19 protein-coding genes are annotated in these 18,434 nt (G+C 63.3%); 12 read left to right on the plus strand and 7 right to left on the minus strand.

Annotation, left to right across the window (positions count from 1 at the left end; translation table 11 throughout):
• A partial coding sequence (locus tag ACOVRJ_RS10525; RefSeq protein WP_422043802.1) for an AAA family ATPase occupies positions 1-1,647 on the plus strand: 1,647 nt, incomplete at its 5' end.
• Here ACOVRJ_RS10525 and ACOVRJ_RS10530 read toward each other — a convergent pair.
• Positions 1,637-2,053, minus strand: a complete 417-nt coding sequence (locus ACOVRJ_RS10530; protein WP_422043803.1) for a VOC family protein — start codon at positions 2,051-2,053, stop codon at positions 1,637-1,639. The two genes, ACOVRJ_RS10525 and ACOVRJ_RS10530, sit on opposite strands and share 11 nt — an antisense overlap.
• A gap of 31 nt (positions 2,054-2,084) precedes the next feature.
• Between ACOVRJ_RS10530 and ACOVRJ_RS10535 the strand changes: the two genes are divergently transcribed.
• From ACOVRJ_RS10535 to glcF, 9 genes are all read left to right on the plus strand, one after another.
• Entirely contained in the window at positions 2,085-2,576 is a 492-nt protein-coding gene (locus tag ACOVRJ_RS10535; protein WP_422043804.1) for a retropepsin-like aspartic protease family protein, read from the plus strand.
• Positions 2,573-3,526, plus strand: a complete 954-nt coding sequence (locus ACOVRJ_RS10540; protein WP_422043805.1) for a TraB/GumN family protein — start codon at positions 2,573-2,575, stop codon at positions 3,524-3,526. Before ACOVRJ_RS10535 ends, ACOVRJ_RS10540 begins: the two co-directional genes overlap by 4 nt.
• Positions 3,527-3,571: 45 nt before the next feature.
• Entirely contained in the window at positions 3,572-4,891 is a 1,320-nt protein-coding gene (locus ACOVRJ_RS10545; protein ID WP_422043806.1) for an anaerobic C4-dicarboxylate transporter family protein, read from the plus strand.
• A 9-nt stretch (positions 4,892-4,900) separates the two neighbouring features.
• Positions 4,901-5,971: an N-formylglutamate amidohydrolase gene (locus ACOVRJ_RS10550; RefSeq protein WP_422043807.1), complete on the plus strand. Its 1,071-nt coding sequence runs from the start codon at positions 4,901-4,903 to the stop codon at positions 5,969-5,971.
• 67 nt (positions 5,972-6,038) lie between these two features.
• Positions 6,039-6,833 carry a PhaM family polyhydroxyalkanoate granule multifunctional regulatory protein gene (locus ACOVRJ_RS10555; RefSeq protein ID WP_422043808.1) on the plus strand — a complete coding sequence of 265 codons (795 nt, stop codon included), beginning with the start codon at positions 6,039-6,041 and terminating at the stop codon, positions 6,831-6,833.
• A gap of 220 nt (positions 6,834-7,053) precedes the next feature.
• The gene (locus ACOVRJ_RS10560) at positions 7,054-8,493 is read left to right on the plus strand and encodes an FAD-linked oxidase C-terminal domain-containing protein (RefSeq protein WP_422043856.1); all 1,440 of its coding nucleotides are present in this window, start codon (positions 7,054-7,056) and stop codon (positions 8,491-8,493) included.
• 2 nt (positions 8,494-8,495) lie between these two features.
• Positions 8,496-9,575, plus strand: coding sequence for a glycolate oxidase subunit GlcE (glcE, locus tag ACOVRJ_RS10565; protein ID WP_422043809.1), 1,080 nt, complete (start codon positions 8,496-8,498; stop codon positions 9,573-9,575).
• Complete coding sequence (locus ACOVRJ_RS10570) at positions 9,562-10,254, plus strand: class I SAM-dependent methyltransferase (RefSeq protein WP_422043810.1); 693 nt, start codon at positions 9,562-9,564, stop codon at positions 10,252-10,254. The genes glcE and ACOVRJ_RS10570 overlap by 14 nt, the downstream gene beginning before the upstream one ends.
• Positions 10,254-11,498 (plus strand): glycolate oxidase subunit GlcF, encoded by a 1,245-nt coding sequence (gene glcF / locus ACOVRJ_RS10575; protein ID WP_422043811.1) that lies wholly within the window; start codon positions 10,254-10,256, stop codon positions 11,496-11,498. Before ACOVRJ_RS10570 ends, glcF begins: the two co-directional genes overlap by 1 nt.
• Before the next feature lie 243 nt (positions 11,499-11,741).
• Here glcF and pssA read toward each other — a convergent pair whose 3' ends face one another.
• From pssA to ACOVRJ_RS10600, 5 genes are all read right to left on the minus strand, one after another.
• Positions 11,742-12,359, minus strand: coding sequence for a CDP-diacylglycerol--serine O-phosphatidyltransferase (pssA, locus tag ACOVRJ_RS10580; RefSeq protein WP_422043812.1), 618 nt, complete (start codon positions 12,357-12,359; stop codon positions 11,742-11,744).
• A 63-nt stretch (positions 12,360-12,422) separates the two neighbouring features.
• On the minus strand, positions 12,423-13,511 hold the full coding sequence (locus ACOVRJ_RS10585; RefSeq protein ID WP_422043813.1) for a nucleotidyltransferase domain-containing protein: 1,089 nt from the start codon (positions 13,509-13,511) through the stop codon (positions 12,423-12,425).
• Positions 13,511-14,419 (minus strand): HprK-related kinase A, encoded by a 909-nt coding sequence (locus tag ACOVRJ_RS10590; RefSeq protein WP_422043814.1) that lies wholly within the window; start codon positions 14,417-14,419, stop codon positions 13,511-13,513. The genes ACOVRJ_RS10585 and ACOVRJ_RS10590 overlap by 1 nt, the downstream gene beginning before the upstream one ends.
• Positions 14,416-14,721 (minus strand): HPr-rel-A system PqqD family peptide chaperone, encoded by a 306-nt coding sequence (locus ACOVRJ_RS10595; RefSeq protein WP_422043815.1) that lies wholly within the window; start codon positions 14,719-14,721, stop codon positions 14,416-14,418. The genes ACOVRJ_RS10590 and ACOVRJ_RS10595 overlap by 4 nt, the downstream gene beginning before the upstream one ends.
• A gap of 26 nt (positions 14,722-14,747) precedes the next feature.
• A complete protein-coding gene (locus ACOVRJ_RS10600) occupies positions 14,748-15,359 on the minus strand; it encodes a hypothetical protein (protein ID WP_422043816.1) in 612 nt (203 codons plus the stop codon).
• Between the two features lie 362 nt (positions 15,360-15,721).
• Here ACOVRJ_RS10600 and ACOVRJ_RS10605 point away from each other — a divergent pair, with 362 nt between their 5' ends.
• A complete protein-coding gene (locus ACOVRJ_RS10605) occupies positions 15,722-16,447 on the plus strand; it encodes a substrate-binding periplasmic protein (RefSeq protein WP_422043817.1) in 726 nt (241 codons plus the stop codon).
• A 59-nt stretch (positions 16,448-16,506) separates the two neighbouring features.
• On the opposite strand, the gene ACOVRJ_RS10610 is transcribed toward ACOVRJ_RS10605, so the two are convergent.
• Positions 16,507-17,400, minus strand: a complete 894-nt coding sequence (locus ACOVRJ_RS10610) for a neutral zinc metallopeptidase (protein ID WP_422043818.1) — start codon at positions 17,398-17,400, stop codon at positions 16,507-16,509.
• A 110-nt stretch (positions 17,401-17,510) separates the two neighbouring features.
• On the opposite strand from ACOVRJ_RS10610, the gene ACOVRJ_RS10615 reads away from it, so the two are divergent.
• Complete coding sequence (locus ACOVRJ_RS10615; RefSeq protein ID WP_422043819.1) at positions 17,511-18,434, plus strand: GGDEF domain-containing protein; 924 nt, start codon at positions 17,511-17,513, stop codon at positions 18,432-18,434.

The following is an 18,434-nucleotide window of genomic DNA, read 5'->3' on the forward strand; positions in this document are numbered from 1 at the left end:
CTGGAGCGCATCGGCATGGTGGAGAACCTGATCTCCGAGCACAACATCACCGATCTGGCCGACCTGATGAAGGTCAGCGACCAACTGCCGCCGGTACTGATGCGCGAGTACAAAGGCCCGCATGATTTGATGGCCGTCTTCACCCGGCCCGCCACCAAGAGCAGCTTGTCGCGCGAGGACTTTCAGTTCGTGGCCGAAGACCTGGCGGTGTTGCAGACCCTGCTGAGCCAGGCCGTGAAGCGCCATGAGGCCGGCGTCAATGTGCTGCTGTACGGCCCCCCCGGCACCGGCAAGACCGAGTTGGCCAAGGTGGCCGCCGCCGCCGCGCAGCTCGATTTGTACGAGGTGGAATATGCCGACCGCGAGGGTAATTCACTCTCCGGCCGCGACCGCTACCGCTCGCTTCAAATCAGCCAGGTGTTTTTGAAAGCCAGCGAAAACGTCGCCCTGCTGTTCGACGAGGTGGAAGACGTGTTCCCGCCGCTGTCCAGCGACACCGCACAGCTGATTGCCCGCATGGATTCGGCGCTGGAGGCGCCCACTTCCGGCTCGGTCAGCGGCAAGGCCTGGGTCAATCAGATTTTGGAAACCAACCCGGTGCCGGTGATCTGGATCACCAACCGCATCGAACAGATCGACCCCGCTTTCAGGCGGCGCTTCCAGTACCACCTGGAGCTGAAGTCGCCGCCGCCTGGTGCCCGCCTGGGCCTGGTCACCAAGGCCTTGGCCGATGTGCAAGTCAGCGCCGAGTTCACCGCCCGCTTGGCCGACCGACGCGGGCTCACGCCGGCGCAGATCCGCACCGCGGTTCGTTTTGCCCAGTTGGCCGCAGAGGCCGGTGACTGCGAACGGATGATTGAGCGCCAGCTCGAGAACGCTGACAAAGCCCTGGGCCATCAGTCACGCGAACGCGGCGCCCGGCCGGTGGTGACGCAATATGCGCTGGACTTGCTCAACTGCGAATCGCGTTTTGAGATCCCACGCATCGTCAGCGCGCTGCAGCGGCGCGGCTGCGGCAATCTGTGTTTCTATGGCCCACCCGGCAGCGGCAAGACCGCGCTGGCCGAGCACATTGCGCAGGCCTTGGGCCGCCCGCTGATGATTCGCTTGGCCAGTGATCTGTCCAGCAAGTTCGTGGGTGAAACCGAGCAAAACATGGCCCGCATGTTCGAGGCCGCCGGCAACGAAAACGCGGTCTTGCTGCTGGATGAGGCCGACAGCTTTTTGCGCAGCCGCCGCATGGCCGAGCGCAATTACGAGGTCAGCGAGGTCAATGAGATGCTGGCCGGCATGGAGCGTTTTGCCGGCATCTTCATCTGCACCACCAATCTGTTCGAGGAGCTGGACGAAGCGGCTTTGCGCCGCTTTGCCTTCAAGATCGCCTTCAAACCGCTGAAGCCCGAGCAGCGCGAACGCATGTTTGTGCAAGAAGCGCTGGCCGGCCGCAGCGAGTTGCTCGATGCCGACCAATGCGCCCGGTTGGCGGCCCTGGATTCACTGACCCCCGGCGACTTCGCCGCCGTGCGCCAGCAAGTGGAGATCTTGGGCGAGGCACTGACTGCCGATGAGTTCTTGTCTCAGCTCGAAGCCGAGCACAAGCTCAAGCCCGATGTGCGCAGCCGCCGCTCCATCGGCTTCAAGCACTGAACACCGTGTCCAGCGAGGCAAAGCCCTTGATCTCGATCGGGTTGCCGAAGGGGTCGCAGAAGAACATGGTCCATTGCTCACCGGCTTGACCGGCAAAGCGCAGCTGCGGCTCCATCACAAACTCAACACCGGCCTGCTGCAATCGGGCCGCCAGCGCCTGCCAGTCCGGCAAGGCCAGGATCAAGCCCAGATGCGGCATCGGCACCATGTGCTCGCCAACGCGCCCGGTCAAACTGGTCGCAAAGGGCTCGCCCAAATGCAGGGAGATCTGGTGACCGAAGAAATCGAAGTCCACCCAGGTCGCGGTGCTGCGGCCCTCGGCGCAGCCCAAAAGGCGGCCATAAAAATCGCGCGCCAGATCCAGATCTCGCGCATGAAATGCCAGATGAAAAATGCTCTTGCCCATCAAGCCTCCTCTTTCATGGCATCGTAGCGGCATGAGTCAACACAAAGAACTGCCCAGCAGCCTCAAGCTGCTGACCATCTGGGCGCTGATCTTTCTGCTGGTGTTCCTGGGTTTCCAGGCCTGGGAGCGACAGCGCCAGCAAAGCCGTTTCGCCCTCAACGCCGGCGAAATCGTTCTGAAACGGGCGCCCGACGGCCACTTCCATTGGCCGGGCGAGGTCAATGGCCACGCGGTCGACTTCTTGGTGGATACCGGCGCCACCGCGACCGCCTTGCCGCAAGCCCTGGCCGAGCGGGTGGCGCTGCGGTCCGAGGGCCAGGTCAGCTCCAACACCGCCGCCGGCATCACCCAGGGCTATCGCGCCCGTGCCAGCATCCGGCTGCAAGGCGGTGTGAGCGCCGAGCAGTTGCCGGTGACGGTCTTGCCCGCCTTGAGTGCGCCGCTGCTGGGCATGGACATCTTGTCCAAGCTGGAGTTCAGCCAACAAGACGGTGAGTTGCGCATTGCGGCGGGGCGTCGATGAACTGGCTTCAAACCTTCGGTGCCGCCCTGCTGCTCTGGGGCGCTGCAATGGCCCATGCGGCCGAAGTCGCCTGCCCGCCACCGGTCTTGCCAGATGCCAATACCAAAGCGGACTCGGCAGCCGCGCAGGACTTCGGCATGCTCTGGCGTTTGCAGCGCGATGGCCGAACGTCCTACCTCTACGGCAGCATGCATATCGGCCGCCCGGCCTGGTCAAGACCTGGCCCCGCGCTGCAAGATGCCTTGCAAAAGGTGGATGTACTTGCCCTGGAGTTGGACGGCAGCGACAGCCGTACCCAGGCAGCCTTGGCCCGCAGCAGCCGTGCCGACAAGACCGCGGCGCTGCCGCCCCCACTGCAAGCCCGGCTGGATGCGCAGAGCCGCGCCGCCTGCCTACCCGCCCAGAGCCTCGCCCCTATGCATCCGATGCTGCAGCTCAGCACCTTGACCATCCTGATGGCGCGGTGGGACGGGCTGGATATGGCCTATGGACAAGAGCTGATGCTGACGCGCGAGGCGCGCGCACGCGGCCTGCCCATCGTCGGCCTGGAGCGTGCAGAAGACCAGATGAACGCCCTCATCCCCAAGGACAGAAAGTCCTTGCTGCGCAGCTTGGATGAGGGCTTGAAGCAGTTAGAACAAGGGCGTGTGCGCCCCGCCCTGCTGCGCTTGGCGAACGCCTGGGAGCGCGGCGACCTGGGCGAATTGCAGCGCTACGAACAATGGTGCGACTGCGTGCAAAGCGAAGAGGATCGCGCCTGGTTGCGGCGTCTGAACGATGCACGCAACCCGCACCTCGCTGCGGGCATTGCCTCCTTGCACGGCAGCGGGCGCAGAGTCTTGGCGGCCGTCGGCGCCCTGCATATGAGCGGCCCGCAGGCCTTGCCCCGGCTGCTGGCGGCCAAGGGTTTCACCGTTCAGCAATTGCACCCCGTGTCAAATCCTAACTAGCCAAGTCTCTGGCACACTGCGCTCAGCAAGAACGGGAGCGCAACTATGCTTTTGGTCACTTTGCAGGGCTTGATGGTCCTGGCCTTGATTGCGGTCGGCGTGCATTACAAAGGCATGGCGATCGGTCTTTTTGGCGCGGTCGGCGTCCTCTTGTTCGTCTTGTTGTTCGGGGTTACGCCGGGCGCGGTGCCGGTTTCGGCCATGTTGATCATCATGTCGGTGGTGACGGCGGCCGGCGCCATGCAGTTGGCGGGAGGGATTGATTTTCTGGTCGCCCAGGCGCAAAAACTGATCCGGCGTTTTCCCAACCAGATCACCTATGTGGCGCCGCTGACCACCTACGGCTTTTGCGCCGGGGCTGGCACCGGCAATATCTATTACTCCTTGATGCCGGTCATCTACGAGGTGGCCCATGCCAACAAGGTCCGGCCGGAGCGTCCTTTGGCCTTGTCCGCAACAGCCGGGCAGTTGGCCATCACCTCCAGTCCGGTATCGGCGGCCACGGCAGCCATGGTGGGACTGCTAGCGCCGCTGGGATTCAAGATCACGGACATCCTGTCCATCACCGTGCCCGCCTCGATTGCCGCCATCTTGGTTGGCGCCTTCGTGATGAACCGGCGCGGCAAGAATCTGGCGCAAGACGAGGAGTACCTGCGTCGCTTGGCCAGCGGCGAGTTGGCCGAGCCCAAGGCGGAGCGAGAAGCTCAGGCCGTCACCCGCGAGGGCCGATGGTCGGCCTTGATTTTTCTGACCGGCGTGCTCTTCATCATCGCGGCCGGTATTTTTGAGGAGCTGCGCCCCAGCGTGATGGCCAAAGGCCAACGGGTGGATGTGGACCTGTCGCAACTGATCCAGATCACCATGTTCAGCGCCGCAGCCGCCATCGTCGCCCTGTGCAAGGTCAAGGCAGGAGAGATCGTCAAGAGTTCGCTGTTCGACTCCGGCATGGTGGCGGTGGTGGCCTTGTTTGGCGTCGCCTGGATGGCCAATACCTTTATCGCCGCGAATGAAACACTGATCGTGGGCGGCCTGGGCGAGTTGGCCAAGCAAACACCGGTGATGATTGCGGTGGCCCTGTTTGCCGTGGCCGCCATCACCACCAGCCAGTCCAGCGCCACTTTTTCCATCATTCCGATCGGCATTGCGCTGGGCCTGTCACCGGCCACCTTGGTGGCCATGTGGCCGGCGGTCGTGGGCGTGTTTTTCCTGCCCACCAACGGGGCCCAGATCGCGACGGTGGAACTGGACGCCACCGGCACCACCCGCATCGGCGCTGCGGTGATCAACCATTCCTTTTTGCTGCCGGTGCTGATCTTTGCGACCGTCTCGGTGGCCATTGGCCTGGCCCTGGCGCAACTGCATTGAGATGCCGTGATGGACCACTTGCTTTGGATTGAATCTGGGCGGCGCTTTGCGCCAGCCGAGTTGATGCACTGGCAGGGCAGCGCCTCACTGCAGGCGCGCGCCGCCTCGGTCGACACCCTGGTCTTGGGGCCGCATGCCAGCGCCGCCTTTCCCGCGGAGTTGCGACCCTTCATCAATCCTGCGCTGACGCGTCGGCAACAGTGTGATTTTTCCGACTGCACCACCGCCGTGCTCGGCCGACTGTGGGCTCAAGCCGATGCCGGCGTGATCTATATAGAAAACCCTCACGCTCGCTTGGCCCTGGACGCGAACCGCGCCCCGCCACCCCACTGGCTGGCGGACTTGCAGGAGTTCTTTCGGCGTTTGCGGCTTCAACAGTCGGGCCAAACCCAAAGCTTCAGCGGTATTGATGCGATCCGGCCCATCAGCTTCAGCGGCATGCCGGTTCTGCTGGAGCCCCAGAACGCCGAGGAATGGACGGCGCTGGCGGACGCGCTCAGCCAGTGCATCAGCCAAGGCATTGCGGTTTACCGCCAGGCTTGTGAGCAGGTCTTGAGGACGGTCATGGCCGCGCGCCCCGGCAAGCCCGTGCGGGTGATCAGCCTGCACGACACCATGAACACGCAGATGCGCGAGGACGGCGCGCTGCTGCAGCCGCGCCCAGCCGCCGACCAGCTGCCGGCCTGGGTCAACTTCGGGACCCTGGCCGATGAGCAAGGCGAAGTCGTGGATGAGGCCCATCCCCCCAGCTATCCCGGCGCGAGTGCCCGCCAGCTGCTGAGGCTCTGGTCCGAAAACCTTGGCGCCGAGCCGAGTGACTTCAGCCTGAACCGCCCCTACAAGGGCGCCTATGAAACCCGCCACTTTGCCGAGCTCTTGAGAGCGCATGGCGCGCCCCACAGCGGCGCGATTCAAGTCGAGTTTCGGCGTGAGGCCTTGCTGGGCGAAGCCGCCACCGCGTGCTTGCAAAAAGCTGGGGAAGACTGGCCTGAGCCCGAGTTGCCGCATCTGCAGAAGATCGCACAAGCTTTGGCCGAAGCCGGACGCGAGTTGCGCCAAATGGAAGTGATGCCGGGCTAGGCAGCGCTGCGCAGCGTACAGTTCAAGCGCAGCATCAGTCCCGCCCCACAACAGATCAGGAGACCCCATGGCAGACAACGCATTCAGCAAATTCGTCCCCGGTTTCGACTTTCTGCAAGGACTGGTCAAGAACGCCGGAGCCGCCCTGCCCGGCATGGGTCAATGGGTCGCGCCGACCCTGAATCCGGAAGAGTTGAGCAAGCGCATTGAAGAGCTGCGCACGGTGCAGTTCTGGCTGGAGCAGAACGGTCGCATGTTGGGCGCCACCATTCAGGCGCTCGAAGTACAGCGCATGACGCTGTCCACATTGCAGTCCATGAATGTGCCGCTGGCTCAGCTCAGCGACGCATTGAAGATGCCCGGCGCCGATGCCAAGCCGATGGCGGCCGCCTGGCCGGGCGTGCCGCCCGAGATCATGGCGGCTGCGGCCAAATCCATGAACATGCCCGCAGCAGCGCCAAGCCCAAGTGCCGCCAAGGACGCGCCCGCAGCCAGCGCGGCGCCTTCGGCCAAAGCCAAGAAGGCCCCTGCCGCCGCCGCACCCGCCTTGGCGGTGGACCCGATGCAATGGTGGGGCGCCTTGAGTCAGCAATTCACCCAGTTGGCCGCCAATGCGATGAAGGACACGGCCACCGATGCCGCCAAGAATCTGGCCGGCAGCCTCGTCAAGCAATCCTTTGACGCCGCCGGCGAAACCCTGCGCAAGGCCGCCACCGTGCCGGGCGCGGTGGCCGGCTCCATGGTCGACACCATGAGCAAAACACTGGCCCCCAAGAGCAGCGTTTCAGCCAAGGTCACCAAGACCAGCACCAGCAAGCCGGCGCCGCGCAAGAGCACGGTGGCCGCCAAGCGCAAGAGCTGAGGTGCCCTGTTCCGCGACCCGTTCCGAATAGGCAGCTCAAAGTCAAGACAGTTTGAACCGGCGCATTCAGCTGGACGCAAGCCGGGCCGCGCTACAGTCGGCTCAGCCCAGGAGATCACGCCGATTGAAGCCTGACACCCCCAGTTTCTCAGCAGCCCCGGCGCCCAGCGCCAGCCCGGGCACCGGAGACCCAGCACAGCGCAGTCATGCGCAAGCCCGGGTGGTTCAGGCCTTGGCGCAAGCCCTGCCGGCGCATGCGCTGCTCTGGCACGGCGAGGACACCACGCCCTATGAATGCGACGGCCTGACCGCCTATCGTCAGCGCCCGCTGGTCGTGGCCCTGCCGGAGACCGAAGCGCAGGTCGCGGCGGTGCTGCGCATCTGCCGTCAGCTGCAAGTGCCGGTGGTGGCGCGCGGCGCCGGCACGGGGCTGTCCGGTGGCGCCATGCCGCATGCAATGGGCGTGACCTTGGCCCTGGCCAAGTTCAAGAAAATTCTGCAGATCAACCCGGTGGCGCGTACCGCCACGGTGCAATGCGGGGTGCGCAATCTGGCCATTTCTGAAGCGGCTGCAACGCATGGCCTGTACTACGCCCCCGACCCGAGCAGCCAAATCGCCTGCACCATTGGCGGCAATGTGGCCGAAAACTCCGGCGGCGTGCACTGCCTGAAATACGGCCTGACCCTGCATAACGTGCTGCGCGTGCGGGGCTTCACCATGGAAGGTGAGGCGGTGGAGTTTGGCTCCGAGGCGTTGGACTGCGCCGGCCTGGACCTGCTGCCGCTGATCGTGGGCAGCGAGGGCATGCTGGCCGTCATCACCGAGGTCACCGTCAAGCTGGTACCCAAGCCCGCACTGGCACGCTGCATCATGGCCAGCTTCAATGACATCCGCCAGGCCGGTGCGGCGGTGGCCAATATCATCGCGGCCGGCATCATCCCTGCGGGACTGGAGATGATGGACAAGCCGATGACGGCGGCGGTGGAGGACTTTGTCCACGCCGGCTACGACCTGGAAGCCGAGGCGATTCTGCTCTGCGAAAGCGATGGCACGCCGGAAGAGGTGGCCGAAGAGGTCGAGCGCATGTTGGCCGTGTTGAAGGACAGCGGCGCCACGCGCTGCGAGGTCTCGGCCGATGAGGCGCAGCGGCTGAAGTTCTGGAGCGGCCGCAAGAATGCCTTCCCGGCCTCGGGCCGCATCAGCCCCGACTATATGTGCATGGACTCCACCATCCCGCGCAAGCAGCTCGCCGCCCTGCTGCTGGCCATTGCCGAGATGGAAAAGAAGTACCAGCTGCGCTGCGCCAATGTCTTCCACGCGGGCGATGGCAATTTGCACCCGCTCATCATGTTCGACGCCCGCGACCCCGATCAGCTGCGCCGCTGCGAGGACTTTGGCGCGGAGATTCTGGAAACCAGCGTGGCACTCGGCGGCACGGTCACCGGCGAACACGGCGTGGGCGTGGAGAAACTGAACTCCATGTGCGTGCAGTTCTCTGCGGCCGAGTTGGCGCAGATGCACGGCGTCAAGGCCGCGTTTGACCCGGCCCAGTTGCTCAACCCCGGCAAGGCCGTGCCCACCCTGCACCGCTGCGCCGAGTACGGTCGCATGCATGTCAGTCGCGGGCTCTTGGCCCACCCTGAGTTGCCGAGGTTTTAAACGTGCAGCTGACGCAAATTCAAGACCAGATTCGCGAGGCCGCCGCACGCGGCGCCCAGTTGGAGATTCGCGGCCACGGCAGCAAGGCTTTTTATGGCCAAACACCGGTCGGCGAGCCGCTGGACCTGAGCGGCTTCAGCGGCATCAGCAGCTATGAGCCCAGCGAGCTGGTGGTGACGGTGAAGGCCGGCACGCCGATTGTGGAACTGGAAGCCGCACTGGCCGAGCAGGGCCAGCATCTGGCCTTCGAGCCGCCGCGCTTTGGCGGACGAGGCACGGTGGGCGGCATGGTGGCCAGCGGCCTGAGCGGCCCCGCCCGCGCCAGCGCCGGTTCGCTGCGCGACCATTTGCTGGGCCTGACCATGCTGAACGGGCAAGCCGAGCCGCTCAGCTTTGGCGGCACCGTCATCAAGAACGTGGCCGGCTATGACGTGGCGCGAGTGATGGCCGGGGCCATGGGTGTTCTGGGGCCGATTCTTGAGGTCTCGCTGAAAGTGCTGCCGCTGCCGGTGGCTCAGGCCACCTTGCGCTTCGAGCTGAGTCAGGCGAACGCTTTGAACCAGCTGAACCGCTGGGGCGGCATGCCCTTGCCGATCCAGGCCAGCGCCTGTTGGGATGGCGCCTTGGTCTTGCGCCTGGCCGGCGCCGAGGCGGCGGTGCATTCAGCGATTCAAACCCTGGGCGGTGAAGAGATCCCCGATGCCTTGGCCCTGCCCTTTTGGCGTGGGCTGCGCGATCACAGCGATGAGTTCTTTGTTGGCGCCGAACGCGCGGTACAGGGCGGCGCGCAGCTCTGGCGCTTGTCGCTGCCGCAGACGGCGCCGGTTTTAAATCTGCACGGCGAACAACTGGTGGAATGGGGTGGCGCTCAGCGTTGGGTCACCACCGCCTTGCCTGCGGCTCAGGTCCGCGAGCCGGCGGCCAGCCACGGCGGCCACGCCACCTTGTTCCGCAGCCGCGACAAGAGCGTTGGTGCCTTCGCGCCCCTCACTGGCCCGCTGCTCAGCATTCACCAGCGGCTGAAGGCCTCTTTCGACCCGCAAGCTCTGTTCAACCCTGGCCGACTTTATGAGCAGCTCTGACCCCATCGCCCAAGCCTCGACCGAGCAACACATGCCGCGCTATTACGCGCAGCGCGCCAGCGAGTACGAGCGGGTGTTCGACCGCCCGCATCGCCAAGCCAATATCGCCACGCTGCAAGCTTGGCTGCGCGGCCAGTTCGCCGGCCGCCAGGTTCTGGAGGTGGCCACCGGCACCGGCTTCTGGCTGCCCGCCGCCACCGCCGAGGCGCTGAGTTGGCAATGCACCGACATCAATCCCGAGGTGCTGGCCGAGGCCCAGGCCAAGCCTTTGGACTTTGAGCGGGTGAAGTTCCGGCTGGCGGACGCCTATGCCTTGGATCTGGTGGCGCCCGGCACGCCCTCGCCCTTTGATGCGGGCTTTGCAGGGCTGTGGTTCTCGCATGTGCCGGTGTCGCGGCAGGCGACGTGGCTGCTGCAGTTCCATCAGCAATTGCAAGCAGGTGCACGCGTGGTGCTGATGGACAACCGCTATGTCGAGGGCGACAGCACGCCGATCTTTCGAATCGACAGCGAAGGCAATGGCTACCAGATGCGCCAACTCTCCAACGGCAGCCAACACGAGGTGATGAAGAACTTCCCCAGTGAGGCGCGCATGCGCGAATTGCTGGGAGCGCAGGTGTCTGAGTTCGAATGGACCGAGCTCGACTATTTCTGGACCCTCAGCTACCGGCTGCGCTGATGCAAACCCAGCTCGCCCCCGAGTTCCAAGGCACGGCCGAAGGTGCGCAGGCCGAGGCCATCCTCAGCCGCTGTGTGCACTGCGGTTTTTGCACCGCGACCTGCCCCACCTACCAATTGCTCGGCGATGAACTGGACGGCCCGCGCGGGCGCATCTATCTGATCAAGCAGGTGCTGGAAGGCGCTCAACCCAGCCGCAGCACCCAATTGCATCTGGACCGCTGCCTGACCTGCCGCAATTGTGAGAGCACCTGCCCCTCTGGCGTGCAATACGGCCAACTGCTGGACATCGGTCGCGGCATTGTGGAAGCCAAGGTGGAGCGGCCGCTGGCCGAACGAAGCGTGCGCTGGCTGCTCAAAGAAGGCCTGACCTCGCCGGCCTTCAAGCCCGCCATGAAGCTAGGTCAAGCGCTGCGCCCCTTGCTCCCCGCCAGCCTCAAGGACAAGGTGCCGGCGGCCGCACCGGCCGGCGCCCATGACTGGCCGACCCGCAGCCACCCGCGCAAGATGGGTCTGCTGCTGGGCTGTGTGCAGCCCAGCATGGCACCCAATATCAACAGCGCGACGGCGCGGGTCTTGGATGCTGCGGGCATTCAAACCTTGGTGGCCGACGGGGCCGGTTGCTGCGGCGCCATCCGCAGCCATATGAACGATCACGCCGGCGGCCTGGCCGACATGCGCCGCAATATCGACGCCTGGTGGCCGCTGGTCGAAGGTTTGACTCCTGCCGGCAAGATCGAAGCCTTGGTCATGAATGCGTCCGGTTGCGGCGTCACGGTCAAGGACTACGGTCGACTCTTGGCGGATGACCCGGATTACGCGGCCAAAGCAGCGCGGATCAGCGCCATCACCCGGGACTTGAGCGAGTTGCTGCCTGACTTGCTGCCGCAGCTCAAGTCCCAGCTGAAGAACAAGCCTGACGCCAAGCTGGCCTTTCACCCCCCCTGCACGCTGCAACATGGTCAGCAGTTGCGCGGCGGCGTCGAAGCCGGGCTGCGTGAACTCGGCTTCAAGGTCAACCTGGCCAGTTGCGACAGCCATTTGTGCTGCGGCTCGGCCGGCACTTACTCGGTCTTGCAGCCGGTGCTTTCCAAGCAACTCAGAGACCGCAAGTTGGCAGCGTTGGCGCCTTTGCATGCCGATGCCATTGTTTCAGCCAATATCGGTTGCATCCAACATTTGCAAAGTGGCACACAAACGCCGGTACGACACTGGATTGAGCTGATCGACGACGCCTTGGTCTGAAGGCAGCAAACCTCGCTGGTCTTACCCAGTAATACCAGCCGCATCAGCTGTTCGCTGATCGCACAAAGCAGGGGAAACACCAGGACCACTTGGGGCATCACTCCGCAAAATGGTCAGCATAAACGATGGAGGGAAAGGGTCGAGGGGACCCTCAAGCCAGCCAACCCGAGCTTCAGCCGGGTCAGCCAGCCACGCAAAGGCCGGATTGCTCTGACGAGTGATCCGGCCTTTCTTTTTGGGGGTTCAGGGTTTAGGAATACGGATGCGGCTGATCATCAAGGAGCCCGACAGGGCGAACATCAGCACCAAGGGGTGCAGATAGAAGCCGGCAATCTCCACCCGCCCCCCCCACAGTTGTTCGCCCACAGCGCCCTGCGCCGCCGCCACCCACAAGATCAGCACCAGCACCAAAGAGGTCGGGATCGGCGTTCCCTCAAAGTACTTGACCTTGTCCCCGCCCTGACTCAGCGCCTCGGCCGTCACATTGAACCGGGCTAAACGCGAGACCCCGCAGGCCACAAAGAAGACCAGCACGATGCGGTCGTACAAGCCTTGCATGCCGCAGCCGTAGGCAATGGCCGCCGGCGCGACCCCGAAGGAAATCACATCCGCCAAGGAGTCCAACTCCCGGCCCATGATGGAGGACTGCTGGCGCCAGCGCGCCACACTGCCGTCCAGCACATCAAACACAAAGGCCAAAGGAATCAAAGCGCAGGCGTAGTAGATGTGCTTGACATCTCCGGTCTGCAAAAAGCTCATCACCGCAAACAAAGCGCCCATGCCGGCAAAGGCATTGGCCAGGGTGAACCAATCGGCGAGGTGGAACTCGCGGATCATCGAAAAAGGTTTCGGTCGGGTCATGTCGGGAGCATAAACGACGCGCCCCAGCCGTCGCCCAGGTTCACCACCCAAGCCTAGCCCGGCTCACTCGGCCTCGGGCGGCTTTCGAATCGCCTTGGTCAGCAAATGCCGCGTCAGCATCAGCATTGGCATTCGCATCCAATGGGCGCGCAGATAGAGCGCCTGCCGGGCGAGCCCCGTCCAGCGGTCGGCACAACTGGGATGGTCGGGTTGCAAGGCCCGCAAAAACAGAGCATCCATCAAGCGAAGCTGCAGGGCCGAAGGAGCCTGCGCCAACAGTTGCGGTGGCGGGCTTTCGGTACCCGGTGTCTTCAGGACCCGATGCGTATAACGCAGCGCATAAAACAAAATGCGATCCAAGCCCAGATGATGACTGCGCTGCATCAGTTGGGGCCAGAAATCGGCCTCTTGTCCGAACTCCCGCAGCAAGGCGTCCAAATCCACCAGGTCACGCAGGCCTTTATCAAATTCGCCGTCCAAAAACAGATGGCAGGCGCTGTGCAAGACCATGTCCGGTTTGGAGAGGCGATACAGCCCCGAGCCACCTGGGATGGGCTCGATGTGGGCCAGCAAAGCAGCGGCATCCACCTTGATCCGACTGGTCAAGGGCAGGATGTTGTGATGCACATCGATCACGGTTTCGCGCTGCAGATGCTGCATCGGCGGAATCTCGTGCATCCACTGCCGGTAGTAGCGCTGGTCATACTCGTCATGATGAGCGCCCTGCCAGCCTTCGGCCATCAAGGAGAACTCCACCGCGTCCAGCGACTCACGCGGCACCAGGATGTCGACATCAGCAAACAAGCGCCCCTGAGCCGCCGTCAAGCCCGACAAGGCGTAAGCCGCCCCCTTGAGCAAGACCACCGGGACCTTCAAGCCTCGCAGGGCCTGGTGAATCTGCTGCGCTTCCCACAAGACGGCGCGCTGCTGACTCTCGGTCACCCGCCGTATCGCCTCAAAATGCCGCCTGGGGCCTTCTTGCACCTGCTCCAACAGATCTGCGCGCTCAAAAGCAACGCCGACTCTTGCCAACAGATTCGCCCGACGCGCCTGTTGCAACAAGAGCTCCCACTGGGTCGAGTTCCAAGACAAGCTGCTGTCAGGCTGCAACAGCACCTGAACCAATAGGCTGACAGACTGCGGGCCGGCCATCAAACCGCCGCCAATTCGGTGAAGTAGGCGGTCGCCGCCTCCAGATCACTGTACGCAAAGCGCAAGCAATCCGCCTTTTCAATCAAATCACCCAGGCAGTCGAAACCGCGCCGCCCATGCAGGTGGTAGTTGAAGGCGTTGTCGATCAAGGCCATCATGGCCTCGCCGCGCGGCAGCGGGCTGGGCGTCAAGGCAGCCCCTTCGGTGTAACGAGGAAACACCACCCAGGCCAAGCTGGCGCTGCGGTGGGCCGCTTGAACACTTTCAACTGGCGGCTTCATATGCGCCACCGTGCCTTTCACCGTATCGCGGGTCAAAGGGCCAAACTGGGCCTGAGGCGCAAAGCGCTGAATCACCTCGATCGAGCGATTCTTCAAGCTGACCGGACGCGCCAAGGGAACAATCTGGCCCGAGACGGGATCAATCAGCGTCAACTCATCGGACAACAGCCGCCAGCCCCGATTCACCAGCCCCGCGCACAAGGTACTCTTGCCCGAACCGGGCGGCGCCGGCAGCACCATCGCCCGCCCGCCAAGCTCTACGACCGCCGCGTGAATGATGATGTACTGGTGACAATGGTTTGAAACGCACCAATTCAAGCCCCACTCCAGCATTGCCGATGCATGTGGCAAGGCCATGGGTTTGAAGGGGCTGACCCCATCCAACAAGAATTGCGCTTGCGGACGAATCCACCGACGCATCCCGTCCACCGCATCAATGCGGGTATCAAAATCACAAAAAGTGTCGGGCTCGACCACGGTATGGTCGGCATAAAGCGTCGCCAAGGCTCCGGCCACCGAGGCCAGTTGCGACCTGACTCGCGTCACCACCGGCCCGGTCCTCAAAAGCAAACCCGGCCCCCTGAGTCGCTCCCGCAACTCGCGCTCATCCAAGACGCTCAGTTTCACGAAGGCTTTTGCTCCACCAAGCCCAACTGCGCCAAGTACAGAAGGTTCTTCTCGACCTGGGCCTGCATCTCGACTTCAGCGTCGCCCAACAAGTGACAGGTCACGGCAGCACTGGAACTCCAGGCATGAACATCCTGCTGCGCAAGAAACTGCAAGATCTCAAACCCGCTGGACGACAGCAAATGCGTATCGCCACTCAGTGCATTGAAGACCAAGCCTTCAGCATCCAGGGTTTTGAAGCGCAAACCGCAACCCTGGGGGACACGCCAAAGCGATAGCTCGCCTGGCCTGGGCTCGGGCATCAACAAGGCGGAACGTTAAACGAATGTCACCAAGAGGTCTTGGGAACCGCAACACCCATGGTGTAGTTCAAATAGATGATGAACTTCGAGGTCGGCCAAGCAGCCTCGCCATTGGGTCGGTAATTGCCGCTGCAATACCCGGCCCACAACTTTCTGATGTCTTCCGCGGTAGGCACCTGGGTCGAGGCGGTGTTCAACAGGGCTGCGATCGCCAGTTTAGCGATGGCAATATCGTTGCCCGTGGCATTGGAATTCAGCACGCTTCCCAGCGTATGCTTGTCCTCAGAAAACTTCGTGGTGCCCGCAAAGAGAACGTTGAACTTGTCCGTTTTCTTGTATGGATGGGGCAGATCGTTGATCTGGGACAGCCAAGCCGCAGGATTCTTGCGGCTACCGCATGAATTCACACCGGTACCCACCATCCGGCTGATATTGGCCGATTGAAAACCTGTCGGGCCGTGGCATTGCGTCTGGGCAAGCACCGGACGGCTGGCTGCGCTCATCACCACCGGCGCGGCGGCCAATCCCCCCTTGAGCAGGCTGCGCCGAGCCGCCAGCTTTTTCGCCTGAGCATCGGCGCCGAGCTTCGCATCAGCAGCTGGATTCGAGTGATCTTGTGAATTGCTAGCGTTGTTCATGGCCTATGCCCTTAAAAATTCTGGAGGAAAAGCAAACCTGAACCCAAGCGCCCAGCTCGCTCCGAACCTAATTTGCCCGGAGTGTTCCATAGAAAGCCGGGGCCAGCCACCGGAGCCCCCCCCTTGAACAGGTGGAAACTGCAGCAAAACGGCAATTTTCCCGTGCGATCTTGATCTCGCCGTTTCTCTTTGGGCTCATCTCCCGACCGTGGACGCATTCTTCATCAAAAACAAGTCAGCTCGGCTCATGCCAAACTGGTCTGAATGCCTTATCTCAAGCCACAATCAAGCCCTGCTTCCGCTCGCCGCCACTCATGATCCAGCGACGCTCTTTGCTTCTTGCCTCCGCGGCGCCCCTTGCCATGGGCTTGGCGCCTAAACGAACACAGGCGGCGGGCACCTTGACCGTGCTCTTGGAGCAAGTCCCGCCCTTTTCCTACGCAGACTCAGAAGGCCGGGCCCAAGGCTATGCCGTGGACCTGATGCATGAGTTGTTGCGCCGCAGCGACTTGACGCCCCAAATCGAGTTCAACTCCTGGGCCGGCATTTATCAAAGAGCCTTGACCCAGCCGCGATCCTTGGTGGTCAGCATGGCCCGCCTGCCGGAACGAGAGGCGCTGTTTCATTGGATTGGGCCCACAGCGGCACGCCGCGCCTATCTCTACCGACTCAAGTCCAGACCCGATATTCAGGTCCCGCAGCTCGAAGCCGCCAAGGCCTACCGCACCGCCGTGGTCCGCGAAGATGCGGCCGAACGGGAATTGCTGGCCCAGGGCTTCGAGATCGGCAAACAGTTGGACCGCAGCCCGGACCATGCCGCCATGTTGCGAAAGCTATTCATGCAACGCAATGAGTTGATTGCGGCCAATAGCACGGTGGCGCAAGTGATGGCGGAGCGAACCGGATACGACTTCAACCAGATCGAGCCCGTTTTCAAACTCTCTGAGCAAAGTCTGTACATGGGCTTGCGGCGTTTGGAGGCCAATCAAGGCTTGGCCAAACAATTGTTGAAGCACTGGGACTTGATGCGCCGAGACGGCACTGTTGCGGCCATTGCCGCTCGCTATCCGCAGGTCACGCTGGACTGAAGGGGCCTGCGGGCGACAAGAGTTCCGCCCGCCCGCCGCCTGACTGCTGCTGTGCTGAATCAGACCGCCCCGGCCCTGAAGGTATCGCAAGCCTTCAGGTCCCCGGCTTCCAGGCCGCGCTTGAACCAAGTCATGCGTTGCTCGCTGCTGCCGTGGGTGAAGCTCTCAGGCACCACGGTGCCATGAGACTTGCGCTGCAAAGTGTCGTCGCCGATTTGAGCGGCGGCGTTCAAGCCTTCCTCGATATCGCCTTTTTCCAGCCAACCCTTGCTTTGCTGTGAGCGATTGGCCCAGACGCCGGCGTAGCAATCGGCCTGCAATTCCAGGCGCACGCTCAGCGCGTTGTATTCACGCTCCGAAACGCGCTGGCGCGCGGCGTCCATCTTGGCGGTGGTGCCTTGCAGGTTCTGCAAATGATGGCCCACCTCATGGGCGATCACATAGGCTTGCGCAAAGTCACCCGGCGCGCCGAGTTGGGTGCGCAAGGTGTCGTAAAAACCCAGATCGATATAGACCTTGCGGTCGGCCGGGCAGTAGAAGGGCCCCATGGCCGACTCGCCCATGCCGCAAGCGGTCGGGCTGCGGCCACGAAACAGCACCAGCGCCGGCGCGGCATACTTTTGCTGGCTGGCGGCGAAGTAGCTGCCCCAGACGTCCTCGGTGTCCGCCAAGACCACACTGACAAAGCGCGCCGCGGCATCTTGCGGCTTGGCGCCCGGCTGCGACTGCTGAACCGGGGCCGACACCTCGCCGCCCCCCAAGAGACCCAACACCGTCATCGGATTGATGCCCAAGGCCCAAGACGCCAGCAAGGCAATGACAATGCCGCCCAAGCTCAGGCCACGGCCGCCGCCGATGCGCAGGCCTCTGCCACCACCACCACCACCGCTGCCCGATGACGCACCACGTCGGTCTTCAACGTTATCGCTCTGCCTTTGGTCTTCCCATTTCATGATCAGCTCCCCTGCTTTGATTCATCCGCGCATGGTAGCGACTTCATCACTGGGCTTCCCCTGGCACCCGCGAATCCAGCAAAATCAAGGCTTGCCCCGGAGCCCTTCCTATGACCGAAGCCGAATCGCCGCTACCGCAGGGCTTGGCCGAAATAATGATGCGCCTGCAAGAGGACAGCCCTTTGCTGGTGGCGCTGTTTGATGAACACGACCGGCTGCGACATGCCAACCCGGCCTGGCGCAGCGCCTATTTCATCGGCCCCGGGCAAGAGCCCAGCTGGGCCGAAATCATGCGCGACAACCATGCTCACAAGCATGGCGCCGCCATCGACACCGACAATATCGAGGCCTGGATTGCCAATATCAGCACCCGGCGAGGCAAGCAGCCTTTTCGCGCCTTTGAGGCCAACCTCTGCGACGGCCGCTGGCTCTGGATGACCGAAACCGCGCAGGCCCAGGGCTGGATGCTCTGTGTCGGCAGCGAAATCACCAGCCTGCGCCAAGACAGCCGGGCCTTGCGCATGGCCCACACCCAGGCCTTGGCCGCGGCGCAAACCGACAACCTCACCGGACTCAGCAACCGTCGTCACGGCATGCAGTTGCTGCAAGACGCCTTGAACCAGACCGAGCCCTGGCCAATTTGCGTCGCGGCCTTTGACCTGGACCACTTCAAGCAAATCAACGACAGCCTGGGCCATGCGGCGGGCGACCGCGTCATCTGCGACTTCGCCAGCCAGATGCAGGCCGGCAGCCGTCGCGAAGATGGCTGCGCCCGAATCGGGGGCGAGGAGTTTTTGCTGATCTTGCCCGCAGCCGGCCTGCCGCAAGCCCAGGCCATCGTCGAGCGCCTGCTGAGCCGGGTGCGGCAGTCACGCCCCTTGCCGGAACATCCCGATCACAGCTACACCTGTTCCGCTGGCTTGGCGCAAGCCATCTGGGGAGAAACGGCCGAGGCCCTGCTGAGGCGGGCCGACAAGGCGCTGTATCGTGCCAAGGCCGAGGGCCGCAACCGCATCGCCATCGCCCCCGGCTGA

Origin of the sequence: Roseateles sp., from assembly GCF_049240545.1 — a bacterium.
Lineage (GTDB): Bacteria > Pseudomonadota > Gammaproteobacteria > Burkholderiales > Burkholderiaceae_C > Paucibacter_A.

Bases quoted from the DNA above. Each gene is read 5' to 3' on its own strand.
- ACOVRJ_RS10530 (WP_422043803.1), bottom strand. From the start codon at position 2,053: ATGGGCAAGAGCATTTTTCATCTGGCATTTCATGCGCGAGATCTGGAT.
- ACOVRJ_RS10535 (WP_422043804.1), top strand. From the start codon at position 2,085: ATGAGTCAACACAAAGAACTGCCCAGCAGCCTCAAGCTGCTGACCATC.
- ACOVRJ_RS10540 (WP_422043805.1), top strand. From the start codon at position 2,573: ATGAACTGGCTTCAAACCTTCGGTGCCGCCCTGCTGCTCTGGGGCGCT.
- ACOVRJ_RS10545 (WP_422043806.1), top strand. From the start codon at position 3,572: ATGCTTTTGGTCACTTTGCAGGGCTTGATGGTCCTGGCCTTGATTGCG.
- ACOVRJ_RS10550 (WP_422043807.1), top strand. From the start codon at position 4,901: ATGGACCACTTGCTTTGGATTGAATCTGGGCGGCGCTTTGCGCCAGCC.
- ACOVRJ_RS10555 (WP_422043808.1), top strand. From the start codon at position 6,039: ATGGCAGACAACGCATTCAGCAAATTCGTCCCCGGTTTCGACTTTCTG.
- ACOVRJ_RS10570 (WP_422043810.1), top strand. From the start codon at position 9,562: ATGAGCAGCTCTGACCCCATCGCCCAAGCCTCGACCGAGCAACACATG.
- glcF (WP_422043811.1), top strand. From the start codon at position 10,254: ATGCAAACCCAGCTCGCCCCCGAGTTCCAAGGCACGGCCGAAGGTGCG.
- pssA (WP_422043812.1), bottom strand. From the start codon at position 12,359: ATGACCCGACCGAAACCTTTTTCGATGATCCGCGAGTTCCACCTCGCC.
- ACOVRJ_RS10585 (WP_422043813.1), bottom strand. From the start codon at position 13,511: ATGGCCGGCCCGCAGTCTGTCAGCCTATTGGTTCAGGTGCTGTTGCAG.
- ACOVRJ_RS10595 (WP_422043815.1), bottom strand. From the start codon at position 14,721: ATGCCCGAGCCCAGGCCAGGCGAGCTATCGCTTTGGCGTGTCCCCCAG.
- ACOVRJ_RS10600 (WP_422043816.1), bottom strand. From the start codon at position 15,359: ATGAACAACGCTAGCAATTCACAAGATCACTCGAATCCAGCTGCTGAT.
- ACOVRJ_RS10605 (WP_422043817.1), top strand. From the start codon at position 15,722: ATGGGCTTGGCGCCTAAACGAACACAGGCGGCGGGCACCTTGACCGTG.
- ACOVRJ_RS10610 (WP_422043818.1), bottom strand. From the start codon at position 17,400: ATGAAATGGGAAGACCAAAGGCAGAGCGATAACGTTGAAGACCGACGT.
- ACOVRJ_RS10615 (WP_422043819.1), top strand. From the start codon at position 17,511: ATGACCGAAGCCGAATCGCCGCTACCGCAGGGCTTGGCCGAAATAATG.